At 60.2% G+C, this 19518-nt stretch carries 14 protein-coding genes, 1 tRNA gene and 1 pseudogene; 5 read left to right on the top strand and 11 right to left on the bottom strand.

The window, feature by feature from the left end; translation table 11 throughout:
- Positions 1–78: 78 nt before the first annotated feature.
- The 3 genes and pseudogenes from KHO22_RS27225 to KHO22_RS27215 form a co-directional block, all read left to right on the top strand.
- Positions 79–999 (top strand): annotated as a pseudogene (locus KHO22_RS27225) (Mu transposase domain-containing protein); the annotation flags it as partial.
- Positions 1000–1116: 117 nt separating this feature from the next.
- On the top strand, positions 1117–1884 hold the full coding sequence (gene istB, locus KHO22_RS27220) for an IS21-like element helper ATPase IstB (RefSeq protein ID WP_211950300.1): 768 nt from the start codon (positions 1117–1119) through the stop codon (positions 1882–1884).
- A gap of 455 nt (positions 1885–2339) precedes the next feature.
- Entirely contained in the window at positions 2340–2525 is a 186-nt protein-coding gene (locus KHO22_RS27215; RefSeq protein ID WP_211950281.1) for a hypothetical protein, read from the top strand.
- A 289-nt stretch (positions 2526–2814) separates the two neighbouring features.
- Here the strand turns inward: KHO22_RS27215 and KHO22_RS27210 are convergent, their stop codons facing one another.
- From KHO22_RS27210 to KHO22_RS27175, 8 genes are all read right to left on the bottom strand, one after another.
- A complete protein-coding gene (locus KHO22_RS27210; protein ID WP_211950280.1) occupies positions 2815–3093 on the bottom strand; it encodes a hypothetical protein in 279 nt (92 codons plus the stop codon).
- Positions 3094–3428: 335 nt separating this feature from the next.
- Positions 3429–4265, bottom strand: a complete 837-nt coding sequence (locus KHO22_RS27205; protein ID WP_211950279.1) for a CBS domain-containing protein — start codon at positions 4263–4265, stop codon at positions 3429–3431.
- Positions 4266–4589: 324 nt separating this feature from the next.
- Complete coding sequence (locus KHO22_RS27200; protein ID WP_211950278.1) at positions 4590–5078, bottom strand: hypothetical protein; 489 nt, start codon at positions 5076–5078, stop codon at positions 4590–4592.
- A 133-nt stretch (positions 5079–5211) separates the two neighbouring features.
- Positions 5212–8112 (bottom strand): ATP-binding protein, encoded by a 2901-nt coding sequence (locus KHO22_RS27195; protein WP_211950277.1) that lies wholly within the window; start codon positions 8110–8112, stop codon positions 5212–5214.
- Positions 8113–8123: 11 nt separating this feature from the next.
- On the bottom strand, positions 8124–10985 hold the full coding sequence (locus KHO22_RS27190) for a DUF1156 domain-containing protein (RefSeq protein ID WP_211950276.1): 2862 nt from the start codon (positions 10983–10985) through the stop codon (positions 8124–8126).
- Between the two features lie 2 nt (positions 10986–10987).
- The gene (locus tag KHO22_RS32665; RefSeq protein WP_230427046.1) at positions 10988–11665 is read right to left on the bottom strand and encodes a DUF4145 domain-containing protein; all 678 of its coding nucleotides are present in this window, start codon (positions 11663–11665) and stop codon (positions 10988–10990) included.
- Complete coding sequence (locus KHO22_RS27180) at positions 11662–15195, bottom strand: helicase-related protein (RefSeq protein ID WP_211950275.1); 3534 nt, start codon at positions 15193–15195, stop codon at positions 11662–11664. The genes KHO22_RS32665 and KHO22_RS27180 overlap by 4 nt, the downstream gene beginning before the upstream one ends.
- 25 nt (positions 15196–15220) lie before the next feature.
- Positions 15221–16114, bottom strand: a complete 894-nt coding sequence (locus KHO22_RS27175) for a BrxR family transcriptional regulator (RefSeq protein ID WP_211950274.1) — start codon at positions 16112–16114, stop codon at positions 15221–15223.
- A gap of 166 nt (positions 16115–16280) precedes the next feature.
- Between KHO22_RS27175 and KHO22_RS27170 the strand changes: the two genes are divergently transcribed.
- On the top strand, positions 16281–17084 hold the full coding sequence (locus KHO22_RS27170; RefSeq protein WP_211950273.1) for a hypothetical protein: 804 nt from the start codon (positions 16281–16283) through the stop codon (positions 17082–17084).
- Positions 17081–18004, top strand: a complete 924-nt coding sequence (locus tag KHO22_RS27165) for a hypothetical protein (protein WP_211950272.1) — start codon at positions 17081–17083, stop codon at positions 18002–18004. The genes KHO22_RS27170 and KHO22_RS27165 overlap by 4 nt, the downstream gene beginning before the upstream one ends.
- 356 nt (positions 18005–18360) lie before the next feature.
- Here the strand turns inward: KHO22_RS27165 and KHO22_RS27160 are convergent.
- The 3 genes from KHO22_RS27160 to KHO22_RS27150 all read right to left on the bottom strand — a co-directional run bounded on the left by KHO22_RS27160 (position 18361) and on the right by KHO22_RS27150 (position 19466).
- A tRNA-Pro gene (locus tag KHO22_RS27160) sits at positions 18361–18437 on the bottom strand.
- A gap of 55 nt (positions 18438–18492) precedes the next feature.
- Positions 18493–18924, bottom strand: a complete 432-nt coding sequence (locus tag KHO22_RS27155; RefSeq protein ID WP_211950271.1) for a MerR family transcriptional regulator — start codon at positions 18922–18924, stop codon at positions 18493–18495.
- Positions 18925–19046: 122 nt separating this feature from the next.
- Positions 19047–19466 carry an integration host factor subunit alpha gene (locus tag KHO22_RS27150; RefSeq protein ID WP_211950270.1) on the bottom strand — a complete coding sequence of 140 codons (420 nt, stop codon included), beginning with the start codon at positions 19464–19466 and terminating at the stop codon, positions 19047–19049.
- Positions 19467–19518: the final 52 nt, after the last annotated feature.

Genomic DNA, 19518 nt, shown 5'->3' with positions numbered 1-19518 from the left:
ATCTGAAGGAACTGTCGCTGTTGGCTATGGAGGGGCAAAGGACGGGGCGAGTTCCTTCACATTTCTCGCTGCTGCTGATTACCCGAATTGATCGTCCCAGATAACCCACGTGCCCTGATTGCCAATGCCGACCGCTATGAGCCTCGCGCCAACGAGACGGTGCTCGATTTCGCGCGCCATTACGGCACCTCGGTGCTGCCGGCAAGAGCGCGGCGTCCACAGGATAAGGCGAAGGTCGAGGTGGCGGTACAGATCGTCGAGCGCTGGATCCTCGCACGACTGCGCCATCAGCGCTTCGAGACCGTGCATGCGGTTGACCGGGCGATTGCGGCGCTGCTGCCCGCGCTCAACGAGCGCCCCTTCCAGAAGCTGCCGGGTAGCCGCGCCAGTGCCTTCGCCGCCCTGGATGCGCCGGCGCTGCGCCCGTTGCCGGCGACGCCCTATGAGATCGCCAGGTTCCGTACCGTGAAGGTCCATGTGGACCATCACGTCGAGATCCACAAGCATCGCTACAGCGTGCCACACGCCCTGGTCGGCCAGACCCTGGAAGCGCGCATCACCGCCCATGCGGTCGAACTGCTGCACCGCGGCCAGCGCGTTGCGGTCCATGCGCGCGCGAGCACCGGCGGCTTCACCACCGTGCCCGAGCATCTGCCTGCGGCCCACCGCGCCCACCTGGAATGGACCCCGCAGCGCCTCATCCGCTGGGGCGAGCAGATCGGCGGCGCGAGCGGCGCCGTCGTGCGCCGGCTGCTCGAGCAGCACAAGCATCCGGAGCACGGCTACCGCGCCTGCCTGGGACTGCTGAACCTGGCCAAACGTTATGGCAAGGATCGTCTTGAGGCCGCCTGCGCCATTGCGCTGGAGCTCGGCGCCTATCAATACCGCCACGTCAAGAACGTGCTCGAGACCGACCGGGATCGGCTAGGCGCTCCCCCTCCCGCCGAGTGGGTCAGTCCCGACCACGCCCACCTGCGCGGCCCCAGCTACTACCAGTGATGCTGCCCGCCAGGCAGCACTAACTCCCGCGATGCGCCTCAATGGCCCTCGCACCCCGCTGGGCAGCACCCGCAGTCGATCTTGCTTGCCCGGCGCTCACAACCGGAACCCAATCTCATGATGACCCATACCACGCTCGCGCAACTGCGCTCACTCAAGCTCGACGGCTTTGCCGCCGCCCTGGAAGAGCAGCTCGCTCAGCCCGGCGCCAGTGCGCTCGCCTTCGAGGAACGCCTGGCGCTGCTGATCGACCGCGAACTGCTCTGGCGCAATGACCGCAAGCTTGCCCGTCTCTTGCAGCGAGCCCGGCTCAAGTACCCCCAGGCCGCCATCGAAGACCTCGATGCCCGCCCCGGACGGGGCATTGATCGCAAACAGATCACTAGCCTCGCGCTGTCCGACTGGATCGCCACCGGACACACCGTCCTGATCGGTGGCCCGACCGGCGTCGGCAAGACCTGGCTGGCCTGCGCGCTGGCGCAGTATGCCTGCCGGCGTGGGCATTCCGTCGCCTATCTACGCGTGCCCAGGCTGGCCGAAGAGCTGCGCATCCTGCATGGCAGTGGTGGCTTCGGCAAATGGCTGCTGCAGATGGCCAAGACCGACCTGCTTGTGCTGGACGACTGGGCGGTGGCCCCTCTGGATGCCACCACGCGCAATGATCTGCTTGAACTCATCGACGACCGCGGCAGCAGCCGCGGGCTGCTCATCACTTCCCAATTGCCGGTCGAACACTGGCATGGCTGGATCGGCGACCCCACCATCGCCGATGCGATTCTCGATCGACTGATGCACCGCATTCACCGCATCACGCTGGCCGGCGACTCAATGAGAAAGACTGCTCAAAAAACGAGCACCACATCCAACGGCAACCCCACTGCCTAGCCTGGCAGAGTAGAATCCGTCCCCGCGCAACACCCTCAACCGATCACCGGTCACGATGCCGGAATTGCCGGTCACGACCAACCGGAAACCGCGGGGAAACAGCGGTCACGATAAAGCGGAATCCCCGGTCACGATGCCGGAATCGGCGGTCACATTCACCGGAATACGCAGCGAGGCAGAGAATCGGGCGCTCAGAAGGCTGCTGGGGCCGCGTGAACCTACCCCGGCCATGCACGGTGCGCGACGCTCGTAACCCCGCTATTCGCGCCGCGCCGGTCCGCAAGATCCTGATGCGGGGTGCCCCATAGCCTCTGAGAGGGATCATCCATTTGACGAATTTCCTTCCCGAGCTAGTGGGGCCAAAATGACATAGTAAGTCTGCATCAGTCGGCGGCGGCTTCGGCGAGTGTGAACAAGCTCTTGGCCACAAACGAGAGGAAGAGCGGAGAAGCAATATGGACACGCCTATTCCGATTTGCACTAACGTCAAGGTGATCAACGCACGTACCCCGCAAACCGAATTCTTAGTCGGCAAAACGGTAATGATTGCAGCGTATCGTAACGGGCAATACGCCGTCGTTTACTGGTTGGAGGGCAAGTTGTACGGACCATTCCGCGATGGAGACTTTGAGTCTATTTGACGTGGCGTGCGACCGCGCATTGTTTTGGGGACGACACACATCTAGCGCCCACTCACGAGGCGTCAGGCAACTGGCGCAATCAATTGCGCTGCTGTAGCGAAGCCGGCACCGCATCCGAAGGACGCGAAGGGCTCCGACGGCAGCTTCATGGAGTGATTGAAGGAGGAAGAACCACCCAGGCGAAGACCGGGTCAAGTGGCTCCGCAATTGATTGCGCTGCGCGCGGGCGGCAGACTCCAAACCGAGAAGATGGCTGGCTGTGCCAACAAAACCTCCTGGAATTCATCGACTACTGGTAGGAAGCGCGCAGCGTGATTGAATTGCCGTCGACGTCGAGAAACACCTGATCGTTTTTGTGGAAACCGGCATCAGCTAGTGCATGCCCCAGCTTCTTTCTCTCGCAAAGAAGCGTCCGAATATCAGGGAAAATCCACACATACAGATTATTTGGCGTGGCGCGTACCCCAGCATGATACTGCGTGCCAGAAATGGTCAGTAGCACTGGAATACGGATGTTCATGGCGTGCGGCAATGCCCTGGCGTCGTCCAACCTAACATGGATCTCCATGCGCTCCGTACCATCGACGTAAGTCGTACCTAGGCCCCGAATTACCCCAAAAACCGTTGCTCTCACGATCGCTCTCCCAAAGATAGCTCTGCGCCGGGACTCCTCGAATTTTGACGGTTGATTCGCGCTCGGCAAGCCGCGCGAAAGCTGGGGTAAGTGTGCAACCACTCATTCCCCCAGTCGGATCGCTGGATGGGCACGGTTACCGCAATCAATTGCGGCGGAAGTCAGGAAAACGGCACCCTCTATGAGCCCCGTCGCGATGAAGGCGCCATCCAGCCGGATTCCAGGGGGCTCAGATACCGGCAAAACACTCCTATGCTCTGGTGCCGAGACTACATTAATTCGAATGGGGAGAGCACACCGACAAGGCTGTCATTCGCTCCCACCACAAGCCACAAAGTAAACAAGGGTTGCGCATTTTCGCCTTGCCTCTCATGGCCTTTGCTCTCGTCAAGCAGTTCTTGAATCGGCTTCTCCCTCGTTGTTGTGATTGCGTCAACCAGGGAGAGTTCTCCGGCAGAGAAGGCCTCCTCGATACTGCTCGCCAAGCGTTCCGTACGGGCAGACTGATTGTAGAGATAGTCCACGATTGCCCGTTCAGAAACGAGTTGCCACTTTGAATTGATTGAGACTGGCAAAAATGAGAAGGAATGCGTTAGCATGAGCTGCCTCGCTAGCGCCACGGGTTGCCATTTTTGAATAGAAATTGGGGTCTTGACCATGTAGTCGCCGACCTTTGTTCTTGTATCCTTCCTATGGCTTCTTGCTTTCTCGACGGCCATAATAGCTTCCTCCAAAGCAATGCACAGGTCTACCGCTCGTTCGGTTACATGACGCGCATAAACACCGCTGTGCATAACATCATTTCTTGCCTGATACACTGCCTCAAAGAGAGTATCGAAGCTACTAAAGTAGTCCGGATACTGGCTGACTAGCACATTCGTCGTGGGCGAGTATTGTGCATACCACCGCAAGAATTTGCGATAGGTGCCAAGCCCTTGATGCCCTCCGGCAAGCCTCCGGCCGAATTCTTCAACAGCGAAGCAGACGGTCTCAAATCCTTCTGCGTTGGCCAAGGCCGCGTACCTTGCCTCCCGCAGACGATCTCGGTAGTAGGCGCACTCGTCCGGGATCAATTGCCTCTTTGGCTCAATTGGCTTCTCGTCCACCACTCCATCTCCTCATGGCATGCGTAATGTAGTGGATTGCATGAGCCCCTGCCAGCGCGGGCAGCACGTCGACAACAACGACCGCTGTGCCCTCTCGGGATCTTGCTAAGCTGAAGCGATCCGAGGCAATCAAATTTCCTCTACGTCCATTCCGTGTTCCGCCATCCATGCCTTCCGCCGCGCGAAGTTTGACAGCGCCCCCCGGAGGATGCACAGAAAGACTAGCGCAATTGATTGCGCCGTTCATCTGCGGGGTCCGAGGCAGAGGCAGTTTTCGATGCATATCCTGAGTCAGAATTCAGTGCAAATCAACACCCGATCATCTCATCGTTCATCGTCGTCCTCATCCTCGTCTTCAAGTTCTGTGTACTCGGGGTCGTCCTCCCCCCACACGTAACGATAGAGGCTGGGACTTTCATAATCCGCAGCCGCCGACAACACCTTCTCCTTCAGCTTGGCCACGATGGCACCGATATCGAGCGGCACACCAACAACGCCGTTTTTATCGGCATGGTGATCGCAGATGTAGTCGCAGCCATCATCGGTGACAGCCCACAACGCAAGCTGGGCGTCCCTGTCCAGATTCGCGATGCTGCCGGCAAGCAGACTTTCAATGACATCTTCATAGCTGCCCCAGTCAATGGATTCCTCGCCCTGAACCTGAGCGCAGACCTCTTCCCAGACATTTTCCAGCCCGGAGTCCCCAGAAAGCTCCGCTTCCATTTTTTCCAGGCTGTGAATGACATCCTTCACCACCTGATTGCCCAGCCTGGTAGCCCAGGCGGCAACGATATGCTGCTCGATACGTCGCATCAGTGATCCCACTCCTCATGTCGAACTGGCATGCGGTTCAGCTCGTCCTTGATCTGCCGCCCTCCGCAGGCGTGGAACTTCGTCGGGAAAAGGGCAGCTTCAAGGCCGCTTGACTGAACGACGTGGCAAGGTGTCACTCCTCAAAGGAGTGGTTCTTGAACTTGAGCTGATTGCAGTTCTCGCGCACGGAGCGCTGTAAACTTTCATCGAAGCCAAAAGGCGCTTCCGCCTCGATCTCAAGCGACACTCGAACCTTGATGCCTGGCTTTTGCGTGAACAGCAGGAGGACCTCTTCGGCAACCTCAGAGAACTGAAGCTTTGCCCGGACAGGATCGAGATCCACAGAGCCGAAGAACATCCGTTTCCTGGTGGACACGGCGGCCTTTGGCGAGCCATCGCTCCCGCCCGGCAGCGACTCCGTGGCTCCCGAGATGCTGGAGCCAGTCGCACCCGCCGCAGCGCTCCCTGCACGCGTGCCATTCGCGCCCCTATCGCTTGCGCCTTGGTCGTTAGCGTCAGGCTCCAAGCCCTTCGCGGCCGCTTCGCGCTCGGCCGCCTCCTGGTCCAGCTTCGCGGCGAAGTCGGCTGCCACTTTCGGCTCGATCAAGAGCAAGGAGTCATCGAGAATTACTGTGGTGTTCTCGCCAAAATGGAATCCTTGGAAGCGATCATCAGCTTGGGCGTAGGCCAGGCCAAAGAAGTCCCGTGATGTCACGCCCGCGTTGATTGTCGCTCGCAAGGTGTCGGCGTCGCGCAACCTTGGCAGGTAGAGGTAGCAGCAGCTCTTTTGCCATGTATCCAACGCTGACACCGCCTCGACGCCTTCCTTCCAGAACCATGCCTGCATCATCTTTGCCAGATGGACCGGCGCCCATTCGGTGATGAGGAGTTCATTCTCCCGCAACGTCTTCTCGATCTCCTCGGTTCGGTTGACCACAGCCGGGTTGATCTGAAAGTGGTCCCATTGGATCTCGCCGATGCCCTTGCCCGGCTTGGCCTCCTGCAGCGGGGCTAAGAGCCATTTGTAGGTTTCCCGAACCATCCGCCCCAAAGCCTCAGTCACCTGCTCCAGGCTATGCGAAGCCTGCTTTGTTTGATGCTGGTCGAGGTTGAGCCTGCCGTCCTTCACGTCGGCGACGATCGACTGCCAAGCCAGAGCCGAGCTCACTTGATCCTTGAGCCGCGAGATGCTGTCCGCATCCGGGGCGAGGAAAATCAGGCGGTTCTGTCTTTGCCGCGGCTGGTCACCGCGGCTCCTTAGGATGGAGAGGGCAGCCTCGGTGGCAGGAGCCTGGGCCGACCGGCTGAACGTCGCTTCTGGGGGGAGGACCACCAGCCGCAGCTGCCAGTCGTCCGGGACATCGGCTGACGGCGTGAAGACATGGATGCCACCGAAGACGCCGCTGGCGAAGCGCAGCTTGTCCTTGATGAAGGGATAAACGTCCTCACGCATGTCGAAGCGGCGCTTGCGGTCCTCCATCTCGCGGCGCAGGTTCGGGCGGGTATCGAACCAATAGCGGTTACTCGCGCTGTTGAGGTATTGGAGGCGGTCGACCAAGGCCCGCACGCCATCCTTGTAGTGGCCCACGACTTGGCCCGGCTGGGCGCAGCCCAAGAGCAGGCGCTCCAGCTCCAAGCCGCGGTGATGCTTCGCGCCGCCAACGGCGCCGGCGTCAGGAGCGGAGCCGAGGAACACTGTCCGCGCGATCCGCCGGCAGGCGTGGATCGAGCCGAACAACGGCTTGGCGTTGTCGAGCTCCGTCGTGGCGGCGCGCTCGCCGTCGATGTCGCGCTCAAGCACAGGGTCCCAGCCAGCTGGCAGGTAGTAGATCGCCTCGTTGCTGGTGTCGGAGTCGAACAGCGGCAGCGAGCCCGGCTGGATCATCAGGTCGTTGTTGCCCGAAGTCCAGAGCCTGTGGATCACCTTGGCCATGAGCTTCAGGACGCCCCGGGTTCGCTGGAAATTGTCCAGCGAGGACCAATCCTCATACAGCCGGTCGAACACCTCCGGATGGATCGGATACGCGTGCTTCAAGCGGTCGAGATAGCCGCTCTCCTGCGTCTCCGGAGGGAAGTCGCCCGAGTTGGCGGCATAGTAGTCGGCGTAGGCCCGGCACACCTCTTCAGCGGCCAAACGATCGGAGACGTTGGAGAACAGACGCCTCCTGACGATCTCGAAGGCCTCCTCGGTCGCCACCGGCTTCCAAAGGGCCTGCACACGGCCGAAGTAGTGCTCCAATGCTCGCAGCGCCTTCACACCCTGCTGGCTGCCCGCCTCCCGGTCGGAGAACGGCAACGAAGCCAGCAAGATCGCCGTGGGAACGGCCTTCAAGGCCTCGGTCAGCGCCTGGATGAAAGACAGCTGGGTGTCATAGGTGCCTCCCGAGAGCGTCTTGCCCTCCTCGAACTGCGAGACATAGCGGACCAGCTCGTCCATGAGGATGATGCAAGGGGCCCGCGAGGCCAACAGGTCAGCCAGCGCGCCTTTGCCAGGGGCCGTGCCGCTCTCGTCGGCCTCCTTCACCAACGCATAGCCCTCGGCGCCGCCAAGCTGCCAGGCGAGCTCACCCCAGATTGTCTTCACCGTGACGCCACCATGAGACCTGGGCTTGCTAGCGAGATCCAAAAGCTCAACGCCGTCGAGCACGGCCACCCGGGCCCTCGGAAGCTCGGAGATACCGGCGGCATCTAGGATCGGTGGGATGCCTTGGAGCTTTCCGGCGGCCGCCTCGCCCTTCGCCAGGTGATAGACCGCCAGCAGCGTGTGGGTTTTGCCGCCGCCAAATGCCGTTTGGAGCTGGATGACCGGATCCCCCCCTTTGCCCGCCAGGCGCTTGACGACCGAGTCAAGTAGCAGGCGCATGCCCTCCGTGATGAAGGTCCGCTGGAAGAAGAGCGAGGCGTCCTGGTATTCAAGCGTGGCTGAGCCTTGATGCACGCGTGAGATGTCGGCTGCGAACTCCGCTTGCTGGAACGTGCCCTTCAAGACATCGTCGTGCGGAATGGCGATCTCGCGCCAAGGTTTGAGTCCCATTTCTTGCCCCTTCAAATATTGAGAATGGCTTGCGAACCGTAGTGGCCTTTCTCATGGGAGGCCGCCTCGATTCCAGTCCAGGAGGTGATCAATTCGTTGTAGCCACGAGCCTCTTCGGCCCATCCCTTACGCTCGCAGAGCGTGTAGAGGCGGTAAGCCAGATTGCGAACGGGCTCGGCCCGCTGCGGCATTCCCGCGAGCAAGTCACCCGCGGCGGACTCGCCCTTCTCGCGGAGCGCCCTGATCATCTGATGCAAGGCTTCCCAGACCGGGGTATTGTTGTCCTGCTCCGCAGTCCAGTCGGAAGGGTATTCGCCTGGCTTCAACAGCCTCACGATGCCCGACGCCGCCTCCACGACGCCCGAATCTTTCAGCCCATTGACGCTGGTTCCCTTTGCGCGCGCCAGCACATCGGCCATCCCGAAGTCACCTGCCGTCCAGCCTTGCTCGTTAAACCACACCAAGCAGAACTGCGTATTGGCGTCGAACTCATCGCCGCCCTCGGTCAGCATCCCGTTGATGATGGTCAGAGCCGTATGGACAGTCATAGGGCTTCCATCGGCTTCGAGCACCGCCCCGTATTTCGAGAAGATGGCCATACCAGGCCCGATCACCGCTTGGGCCAGATCCACCGGGGCGACAGGCGAGACGCCCTCCGCTCCGCCGATCATGGCATCTACTGCTTCTTTGAGCTCCTCCTTGAGTTCTCGAATGAACTCGCGGCGAGAGACAGTCGGAGTGTCGGCTTCGCGCTTTCGGCAAACAAGGACAATGCTCGACGCCAGGGCGTTGACGCCTTGGCCGACCATGCGGAACTCCTGCTCACTGCGCAGTGGCCAGGTGCCAGAAATTGCGAATCCGGCTCGAATGACGGCCTCAAGAAAAGTCTCCCAACCCGTGTTACCGGTGCCTACATCTGTAGTCTCCGACTGCTTAAATGCGTAGTAAATCGTTGTTGGGAATGCTGGATGTGCTTGCTCTGCCAATCGCTGCATAGCACCAGTCATGCCCTCCAAGAAGAACACTTCAGCATTCTCTTTGCTTCCATGCCGGTAAGGCGTCGCGACCAATTCTTCGGCCTTTGGCACGGTCATGGTTGCAAAAAGATCTGGATATATGTGACGCAATGATCTGCGAAGCCAGACATAAAAAAAATCAGATAGATCAGCGTAGCCAATGTTGTCGTAATACGGTGGATCTGTTGAAACAACTCGTCCAATACTGCGCTGGTTTGTCGAGGCGTCAGCTTGCTTTACCTCGCCCACGGAACCGGAAAGAGGAAGCTTCTCCAGACAATCCGCAAGATAGCGGGCTGCGGGAACGTACCCGCCGACGGTGTCAATCATGATATTCGCCTCAGGAAAATCCCAAGTCATCGCGATTGACTGCTTCGCAAACAGATTCATTACTTTTTGATTTCCCGGAACCCAGCGGGTGCAGGTATTCGAGAAATCGGCACATCTATCGACTGCAAACGCCAAATAAACTGCTATCGCATCCGCATACGCCGATGCGCCGAACCCATTATTTGAAAGAGAGACACCATCGTCGACCATCCCAGCAGCAACGGCATCAGCCCTAACCTTCTCGCGAACTTCTTCGACGAGGTCGGAAAACGTTGTCAATGCAATAAGCTGCCTATTAGTAAACAGGTCGCCAAATTTCGATAAACCGTAATTAAGCGTCCAAAAATTTCGAGGGTCGTTTGGCAAGCTTGTCTCTGGGCGCCACACTGGATTTGCACTTTTGACCAGCGCTTCCATTTCATCGCTCGGATTGAGATAAACACGCCCACGCTTACCTTCTGCCACAATTGCAAGCATTCGCATCCCAATTCTTCCCGCGACGCCTTCGCTCTTAATGTACGCTGGATCAATGGGGGAGTTAGAAAGGAGACACTTGAATTTGGCCCCTCGCGCCAGCTTTGTTCCCTCCTTTGCTTGCACTGGAGGGGTACCATACCTAACTTCAAATCTGTATTCATCCCCATCAATAATGGGCTCGACATAAGCCTCATTACCAACTTTATTTGCCAAAACGAAAGATGAAACGAGGGGGATATCGACATGCGAAAAAGCCGGATTTGGGCTTTTTACCGTCCGCGCCCACAACCACGCAATCACAACCGATTTTCCACCACCGTGCTGATTTGGCAGTTCAATCTCCGGATAAAGGTGCCCTAACTTTTTGTATGCGACGCCGCGCATCCATTCAGCATATCTCCGGACATCTTCGGCAATACCTCGCGCCCCCGTCCAATGGTCGGGGATTCTTGCTTGCTTTTCAGACTCTGGAATCGGACCGATTGGAGCCTGATGAAAAAATCTAGGAGGAATTTCGATCATTCCCCTGTTAATCAGAACTGCTACGGGATTCAGATCCGACGCGTGGCTTTCCATACCTAAGCGTTGCGCCTCGAGAGGAATAGCTCCTCCACCAGCGAACGGGTCATGAAAAGACGGCAAAACGTCGGGATCGAATAGCTCCGCCGCCTGCGGGTGGCCACGGTTAAGATCACAGGTTTCGCGCCAGCTCTTTTGGATCTCGATACGAGCTTCTTCAAGCAACTTGACGTTGTTCGTGTTTTCCCACTTGACGAGGTTTCTGATCAGCTTGAAAAGGCGCTCGCGCTCCACCTTTGCGCGCTCCTTGTTCACGCCTCGACCTAGATTGCGCTCATAGCCGGGATCGTTGACCATTTGTGCAAATAGTACGGCTCGAGCAGCCGCTAAGGGACGCCTCGCCCACCACAAATGGATTCCGCGAGGATGTGCACCGATGCCGGGCATTTTTTCGTATGCGCAGGCGACGTTGATGTCGTCAAGGGGCAGAGCCACCTCGATAAGTTTCTTCGGGGTCTTGATGGGTTGCATATTCATAGTTTCTTCTTGGCGGAGGCGCGCTTGCGAGGTGGAGTGGACGCGGCAAGAGCGCTCGCCTGAGCCTGCAAAACCTCCGCGTGGATCAATCGCTCGGCGATGTCGATCACGACATTGACATCGTCAGAAGTGGGTTGATGCCCTCGGTGTATGGCTGCATGTCCTGCCTCGATAGCCGCCTCAATGATTCCGCGGTCTCGCTTGCTGATGAGGTCGCTATTGACCAGTTCGTCGAGTCCCTTGGCGAAACTTCCTTGGTCGCCTACCGTGCGGGTGATCACGACATCGAAGAGCGCTCGCGCGCCCATCATTGCCAGTCGCCTACTATCGGCGTGCAGCGCCTTATATATCTCTTCGAGGATGTCGACATCGGCAGACGGCACGTCGTAACGGCCAAGCCACACCGGCTTTCGTCGCGACACTCTGGCGGGAAAGAAGGTTGGCGTGTTTGGTCCGTCCTGAGGGTCATCGTCAGAACACCAATCAACCCGCCGCATGCTGACCTCTTCGCAGCCCCCGCACTGCAAAACGGTCCACGTCGATCCGACCTCAACTGAATATTGGTCGTTGTCGTAAGTCCGTCGACGCTCCGCGTTGTGAACCACTTCGTGCTTCGTTTCGTGTCCACATTCGTTGCAATGAGTCCAAAGGACCTGCGTGGCTGGTCGGCTCATAGCGATCCTCCGATCGGAACCGCACGCGCTAGTAGCTGGCTCAACTCCAGATTGACACTGGTCACCGCCCAGTCGGGCTCCTGGGTGAACGGATTGCGAATGTAGTGCGGGCCCTCGTGCGAATCCCCATCGACGATGACCACGGCAAGGATGAACTTCTCGGCCTGGTTGAGGCCATAGAGGATTTCATTGCGGGTGACTGTGATAGTCGATTGGCCCTTGGCGCGGCCCTTGACTTCGATATGTCGGGCTTGCGGGAGCTTGCCGTCCTTGACCGGCACTATTGACGTTAGGTCCCATCCACACTTCTCAGCTGAGACGTCGATGACCTCGTGGCCCATGGCCGCTTCTGCCTTGCGGACGGCTTCCATGGCTGTGCGCTCTACGCGCGCGCGCAACTGCGCATCGGCCGACCACGTGGAGCCTGCGGCTTCGCCACTACGCATGGCGATCAGGCCCGCGGGAATCACAAGGGCCCCGCCAACCACCACCGGCATGCTCGAAACCACGTGCCGCATGGCTTGGAGCGCATTGGTGCGCGATTCCAAGCGGGCGGTGAGTTCATCAATCGTCCGCCGGACGTTTTCAAGAGGAAGGCGGACGTCCTTGCCGGCCGACAGTTCGGTCTTGAGCTTCTCGTGGCGATCGGACCAATAATCGATCTCCTTGACCAGGCGCTCATGGATCGCCGCCAGGTTCTTGTCGACCTGGCGCTCGCGGCGCTGCCTGACCTCTTCGAAATGCTCGGGCACCAGCTTGTTGGAGGCATGGGCAAGAGCAGCCTGCTCCAGGTCCTTCTTGATCCAATCGGCCTCGATCTCATCAGCAACTCGCGCGAGCGGCTCGGCGTCGATGGGATTAAGGTCCAGGTGCGGAGCCCAGCCGGCATTTTGGATGGTGCCGCTCTTGTCGACGGTCACAAACTGCAGGCGGCGCGACACTACGATCTTGGATTCCCCGCCTTCCTTGACCGAATGGTCAAGCAGGAACAGAAGCTTTGGCTCGATGCCCTCATCGTTGGGATCGACTAGCACGGCGCCCTGTTTGAGCTTACCGCGATGCTGCTCAATGGTCAGATCCACCACCGATTGCATCAGTGGATGGGCGGGATGGAGAAGGCTGGCAACTGCTTCGTTAGGCTTGTCGTCAACGCGAATTCGGCTCTTCTCAAAGCAGACTCGCTCATATTTGACGACAACGGGATTCATGTTCCGGCGATCGCGGCCTTGGATCTGACGGTCGCGCTCGCGGATAGCCGCCGGAACGAACGTGATCTCGTAGCGGCCCGATCCGCGAGGGCGTAAGTCGCCTCCCAAGCGCTCGAAGGCCTGCGAGAAGAACGATCGGATAAAGTAGGGTTGGAGTTTTCTGGCCTCGGCCTTCTCCATCTCCTCCTTAAGCGCGAAGAGCCTGCGCTCGTCCATGACCTCCTCGGCCAAAGCGTTGCGGCCGATGATCTCGCGCAGCTTCTCGGTGTCGAGAGCTCCCGCGACGACTTCGCGCAGGTGCGCTTGGCGGGCCGGATCCTCTCCAAAGCGGATCGCCTCGATCAGCAGGTCCCGCAGGCTCACGCCATCAAAGACTTCGCCCAAGATGTCGAAGACGCGACCACCCAGGGCCTTGCGCTCGACCTCAATTTTCTCGAAGAGTTTCTGGAAGACGTCGCCTTCGCGGGTTTCACTGGCGACGATGTTCCATAAGTGGCAGACCTGCGTCTGGCCAATCCGGTGGATGCGACCGAATCGCTGCTCCAGGCGGTTGGGATTCCACGGCAGGTCGTAATTGACCATCAGGTTGGCGTTCTGCAGGTTCACGCCTTCGCCAGCGGCGTCCGTGGCGATGAGGACTCGGGTGTCCTTGTCATTGCGGAAGAGCTCTTGGGCCTTGCGCCGATCGTCGCGATGCACCCCGCCATGGATCAGAACCACCGCCTCATGCTTGCCCAGCAGTCCTCGGATCCGGTCGGCCAGGTAGTTGAGCGTGTCGCGGTGCTCGGTGAAGATGATGAGCTTGCGTTGCAAGCCATCGGAGCCCCGCATCTGCGGCGTGTTTTGCAGGAGCTCCCGCAGCTCTTCCCATTTTCGGTCTTGGCCGGAATGGACGAGCGTTTTGGCCTGCTCTTCGAGGTGACCGAGCGTGAAGATCTCGGCTTCTAGCTCGGCGATAGTTTGGGCTGCCGTAGCCTGGTCGACCACCTCTTCCTCAAACTCCTCGTAGTCCTCTGGCGCCATCTCGTCGGCGGAGTCCCAGATGTCCTCGGCGCCGGAACCGGCGACGGTTTCTGCCAAGGGCTTGCTGCCGCCGCGCTGGCGGATTTTCTCCTCCTCGATTCGGCGCTTCAACTTCTCGCGCCTGCGCTTCAAGGATTGGTAGATAGCCTCGGGGCTCGACGCAAGCCGGCGCTGCAACGCCGTGAGGGCAAAGCCCACCGTCCCCTTGCGCTTGCCATCGAGCTGGTCGGCCCGGTTCATCTCCTCTTTGACGTAGGCGGTCACCGCGTTGTAGAGCGCCGCCTCGGCCTCCGAGAGCTTGTAGTTGGCGGTGTAGGCCACCCGCGGCGGGAAAAGCCTCGTCCCGTCGAACTTCAGCAGGTCTTCCTTGACCATCCGCCGCATCAGATCGGAGACGTCTACCTTGTGCGCGCCGTCGCGAAACTTCCCATAGAAGCGATCGGAGTCCAGCAGCGACAGGAAGAGTTGAAAGTCTTCTTCCTTGCCATTGTGCGGCGTGGCCGTCATCAGCAGCAAGTGGCGGGTGACCGAACCCAGCAGCTGACCGAGCTTGAAGCGCTTGGTCTCGTTGACCTTGGTCCCGAACCACGTCGCCGATAGCTTGTGGGCTTCGTCGACCACCACCAGATCCCAGCGAGAGGCCTTGATCTTCTCTTGCAGCTCCTCGCTTCGGGAGAGCTGGTCGAGGCGGGCGAGCATCAGGTCGTTGTCGTCGAACGGATTGCCCGCGCGGCTTTGCTGCTGGAGATCCCTCGAGAAGATTGAGAATGAGAGCCCGAACTTCTCGAACAGCTCGTCCTGCCATTGCTCGACCAAGCTTCCAGGGGAGACGATCAGCACGCGCGCGGCGTCGGCCCGCATTAGGAGCTCGCGGATCAGCAGGCCGGCCATGATGGTCTTGCCCGCGCCGGGGTCGTCGGCCAGCACGAAGCGCAGCGGCTGGCGGGGCAGCATCGCCTCGTAAACTGCCGTGATCTGATGCGGCAGCGGCTCCACATTCGACGTGTGGACCGCCATCATTGGGTCGAACAAATGGGCCAGGTTGATGCGGTGGGCCTCAGCCGCGAGCTTGAAGTCCGCGCCGTCGGCGTCGAAGCTCCATGGCCTGCCCGCCGACGCGATTGAGAGGTTGGCCTCGTCAGCACGGAAGAGCACGCGCTCGCCAAGGCGCCCGTCGGCGGTCCGGTAGACAACGGTGACGGCGTTCTCCCCGAGCGGATCGGCGCTTACGACGCGCGCGACCTGCCCCGGCTCAATGCCCGAGATCAGCGCGCCTTTGGCGATGGATTCAAGCTTCATCGGAACGTCCTTGTTTTTTTCGTGATCACACGTCTATCGCAGCTGCGGTCTTGGCGTACCCGGGTGCCAGGGCGGCACTCTCCACGCCATAGAGCGCCTGGGGGTTGCGCAGCCAAAGTTGATGCGACGTGGGGTCTAGGCGATGATCCGCGGTCGAGTCGATCGACCAGCGCCGCAGGACATACCCCGCGAGGGCCGCCCGCGCCTTGATCATCAACATGCCATCTTGCATGCCATAGTCCGCCTCGATCGCCTTGGGCTGCGCGATGCCTGGGTGGGGGGCCAACTCCAGGTCCACGATCCGGGCCCATTGCTCGTCGGCCGGGAGCAGCTCCCGGTCAGCCACGGTGCCTTCGACCATCCCGGCCTTCGCGATGCGGGTAAGCACGAAGTCGCTGAATCGCTCGCGTCCGCGGTCGTAGGCGCGCACATGCCAGCGCAGGCCGTTATCGGCCAAGGCCACGGGCACAATCTCTCGCCGGCTTAGCCCTGACGAGAGCGAGAGGTAGCTCACCTCCAGAGCGCGCTTGGCACGCATGGCGCGGGTGATCGTGGCCAAAAGACCCATGTCGGGCTTGATCAACCGTCCGGGGCCTTCGCAGGGAGCGGCCTGCCCCAGGCCAAGCTCTAGCCCGTCGCCAAATCCTTGGAGCAGCCAGGCAAGTACGCGCTCAGCGTGGAACTCATGGAGGGGCTCGAAGGCTTCGGTGGGGCGATAGCAGCGGCCCGCCGGGTCATAGTCCAGGTTCGTCGGGGCGATCTTCCGATATAGGCCGAGGTCGCGCGAGGCCGCGGCCGGCTTGACGCCAAACCGAGCCTCGATGTCACCTCGCCGGAGCTCCCCGGTGAAGAAGGCGCGCAGCTCCAGGAAGGAGAGCCTCTCCCGCTGCGTCTGCGACATATCCAAAGCCTTGCCCATGCATCCCCGTTGTGGGCGTTCACGCCCCTCGCGGCCGCAAATTGCGCGCCAAATCGCGGAAGGATACCACGCACATCATTTTGATAAGGTATGCTCTACCCTAATCAAAGAGCGAGCAGCAGAAAATGAAGAAAATCGCGACCGGGTCCTTGGGAGGGGAGGCAAGGTGAGCGTGCCAATCCTCGGCGCCAGCTCCTGGCGCGAATACCGCGGCAAGCCCGCCAGCTCGGGCATCAACGAGACCACCCATCTGGCCAAGGTCGCCGACGCGAACGGCAAGCTGCGCGACTGCTTCGTGAAGCTCTTCCCCGCGAATGGCCCAGCGCTTTTGTGCGAGGCCTTGGGTTGGATACTGGCCTGCAAAAGCGGCGTATCCTGCCCAGAGTTCGGAGCCATTCTGTTGGTCCCCGTCAACGAGCTTCGCAGAAGCCAGGCGTTGCCAGCCAGCCTTGACGGCATGGCGCTTTGTCCGGCCTGGTGCAGCGAGGTCGTCTCCGGCAAGTCGGTCCGCCAAGTCCACAAGATGGCGTTCTTCCTGGCTCGCAAGAACTGCTTGAGGAGCCGCGATGCTCGAAAGATTGCGGCCTTCGACAAGTGGAGCGACTTGCGCGACCGGAATTTCGGCAACGTCATCCAGTCGACCCAGGGTGGCTATGTGGCGATCGACCACGAATCACTGCTGCACGATCTCCTATGGGTCCCGACGGGCCGCGGCTTTGAGGAGCGCAGCCTCTTGGTCGAGGCCAACAAGGCCCTCAGCCCCTCGGATTTCCAGCGCTTCCAGATTGACATGGCCAGTGCCGCGGCTGGCCACGCCCAGGCGCTCAAGGACGCCCAGGCTGACTTGGAGGACATCATTGCCAAACTGATTCCAGCCCAAGCTGCCGCGGCCACTCAGGCTATCGTTCAAACTCTCGACCAGCGAGCTCAATCGGGGTGGCTGGCCGACTGCCTCGGGGTGATCGCATGAGCAATCGCGGGTTCACCATCGGCGGGATCGACGCCGACCATTTATGCCGCATCTCGGCCAGCGCGCCGAGACCAGCTTTCGCTGGCGCTTGGTCGACGGTGGAGCTGCAGCCCGACATCTTTGCGCCGCAACGCTTCACGGTTGGCGTCGTGGTCCAGTCGCCTGGCGATCGGCTTCATTTCAAGCTTCTGGATGACTTCAAAAAGTTCGAGTGCATCTATCACGACCAATTTCCGCAGAGATCGCTGAGGGAGCTCATGGCATACGCGGAAGGCGCGCTGCGCAAGGCCGTCCATGACAAGACGGCCATCCCGGAGATTCGCTTCGACACCAACAGCCTGGTTTTGTCGGCGCCGCACTACACCTCCGGCGATGATCGGGAGGCCACGGTTGAGCGGCTCTACGCTGAGCTGGTGGTCATGGCCCCTTTAGCAAAGAAGAAGGCCAACGACTTCGAATCGATCGACACCCCGCGCGCGCGGCAGCTCGTCAACGCTGAGCTCAAGCGCATCGCTGGCTTGGACTTCGAGCGGTTCGTGCTTCCCGAGAAACAAGGGATATTCCTAGAAGGCGACGGCGGCGTGAAGCACTTCCTGGATCTGAACCTGCTCACGTCACAATCTTGCGGCAGCGTGACCTCGGCCGCCTACAAGTCGGCACAGAGCGTGGAGATGAACTTGCTCAAGGCAAGTCTGGACCTGACCACATATTCGCGCATACGCCAATTCGACTCCATCGGCCTATTCCTGCTGTTGCCGGACGCATCCGCCGTTGAGCCGAAGGAATACAAGAAGATCGTCGAGGTCATCGACGAGCATGAGTGGAAGCTCGAGCGCGAAGGCTTTCGGGTCACCAGCATGTCGGAGCCGGCTGATCTCGCCCTGGATATCTACGACTGGGCAAAACATGCGCTCGCTTAGCCCCTCCCCTTCGGCGAGAGCGGAGCGGCCAACGCTGAATTAGGCCAGCGCAATCAATTGCGCCGTCGAGCGGATTCCATCAGGGGGAACATCTTGACCAATGAAGGATATGGGAAGGCGTGGCACCCCCAGCCGGGGATCTCGTTGCCTCGCTACACTTGATTGCAGGACTGTCTCGGCATGGGCCGGCATTGAAAGCTAAGCGTCAGCGGTGGGCGACGCTCAGAATTGCGCGCAAACAAAAGGCGACGGGAGAACCGGCGAGCACCGCGCCCGGTAGGGGAAAAAGTAGGGGGGAAAACGAAGAGACCGGCTTTCGCCGGTCTTCCGTAACAAGCTAAGTGCTTGATTTGACTTGGTCGGGGCGAGAGGATTTGAACCTCCGACCACCTGCACCCCATGCAGGTACGCTACCAGGCTGCGCTACGCCCCGAAGACAAAGATTATAGCAGACGCATTTCCCGGATGACCAGCGGTTCTGGTGAAATTTATGCCCGCCGCGCGATCTGCTGAAGTTGCGCAAGCAGGTGTTGCACTTCGACGAGCTCGCTGCGCAGATTGGCGATATCCACCGACGGCACCGAGGTTTCCGCCGCAGCTTGCGCGGGCAATTCCTCTGGCTCCAGACTCGCCTGGTGATGAACGTGCCGGCCTTCGTCGAGCCGATTGCGGGCGCCGTTGATGGTGAAGCCCTGTTCGTACAGCAACTCGCGGATGCGCCGGATCAGCAGGACTTCGTGGTGCTGGTAGTAGCGTCGGTTGCCCCGGCGCTTGACCGGTTTGAGCTGGGTGAATTCCTGCTCCCAGTAGCGCAGCACGTGCGGCTTGACCGCGCAGAGTTCGCTGACTTCGCCGATGGTGAAGTAGCGCTTGGCAGGGATAGGCGGCAGCGCAACGCGCTCGCTGGATTTGTCCGACATGAGTGGTGTAGACAGGCGTCAGGCCATGCCGGCCGGTTTGGGTTGGCGCGCCGATCAGCGCGCCATGAAGCATACAGACGCCCGCCGCGGCAAGCAATCCGCCGTTCGGGTGGTGTCTCCCGTCAACCGGTAACGCTCAAACCGGCGTGCTCTTCTACCTGGCTCTTGAGTTTCTGGCTGGCATGGAACGTCACCACGCGGCGCGCGGTGATGGGAATCACCTCGCCGGTCTTTGGATTGCGGCCTGGTCGCTGCGGCTTGTCGCGCAACTGGAAGTTGCCGAAGCCGGAGAGCTTGACACTGTCGCCCTGCTCCAGCGCTTCACGAATAACGTCGAAGAAGGCTTCGACCATGTCCTTCGATTCGCGCTTGTTCAGGCCCACCTGGTCGAACAGCATTTCGGCAAGTTCGGCCTTGGTCAGTGTCGGCACTTCCGTGCCACGGATGTCCTGCATGGAGTCGTCGTCGCGGGAGGAAGCCTGCCGGTCGCTCATCTCGCCCAAAGCTGCTGCGGTCATGGAGTTCGCGTCTCGATCTTTCATGTCGATCGCTCAAGGAAATCTGTCTGGCGATCCGCCCGGGTGCACTGCCCGG

Source organism: Cupriavidus yeoncheonensis (assembly GCF_905397275.1).
GTDB classification, from domain to species: Bacteria; Pseudomonadota; Gammaproteobacteria; order Burkholderiales; family Burkholderiaceae; genus Cupriavidus; species Cupriavidus yeoncheonensis.
Note: the sequence above shows the minus strand (reverse complement) of the source record. Positions and strands in the feature narration are given on the sequence as shown.

Bases quoted from the DNA above. Each gene is read 5' to 3' on its own strand.
- istB (WP_211950300.1), top strand. From the start codon at position 1,117: ATGATGACCCATACCACGCTCGCGCAACTGCGCTCACTCAAGCTCGAC.
- KHO22_RS27215 (WP_211950281.1), top strand. From the start codon at position 2,340: ATGGACACGCCTATTCCGATTTGCACTAACGTCAAGGTGATCAACGCA.
- KHO22_RS27210 (WP_211950280.1), bottom strand. From the start codon at position 3,093: ATGGAGATCCATGTTAGGTTGGACGACGCCAGGGCATTGCCGCACGCC.
- KHO22_RS27200 (WP_211950278.1), bottom strand. From the start codon at position 5,078: ATGCGACGTATCGAGCAGCATATCGTTGCCGCCTGGGCTACCAGGCTG.
- KHO22_RS27195 (WP_211950277.1), bottom strand. From the start codon at position 8,112: ATGGGACTCAAACCTTGGCGCGAGATCGCCATTCCGCACGACGATGTC.
- KHO22_RS27190 (WP_211950276.1), bottom strand. From the start codon at position 10,985: ATGCAACCCATCAAGACCCCGAAGAAACTTATCGAGGTGGCTCTGCCC.
- KHO22_RS32665 (WP_230427046.1), bottom strand. From the start codon at position 11,665: ATGAGCCGACCAGCCACGCAGGTCCTTTGGACTCATTGCAACGAATGT.
- KHO22_RS27180 (WP_211950275.1), bottom strand. From the start codon at position 15,195: ATGAAGCTTGAATCCATCGCCAAAGGCGCGCTGATCTCGGGCATTGAG.
- KHO22_RS27175 (WP_211950274.1), bottom strand. From the start codon at position 16,114: ATGGGCAAGGCTTTGGATATGTCGCAGACGCAGCGGGAGAGGCTCTCC.
- KHO22_RS27165 (WP_211950272.1), top strand. From the start codon at position 17,081: ATGAGCAATCGCGGGTTCACCATCGGCGGGATCGACGCCGACCATTTA.
- KHO22_RS27155 (WP_211950271.1), bottom strand. From the start codon at position 18,924: ATGTCGGACAAATCCAGCGAGCGCGTTGCGCTGCCGCCTATCCCTGCC.
- KHO22_RS27150 (WP_211950270.1), bottom strand. From the start codon at position 19,466: ATGAAAGATCGAGACGCGAACTCCATGACCGCAGCAGCTTTGGGCGAG.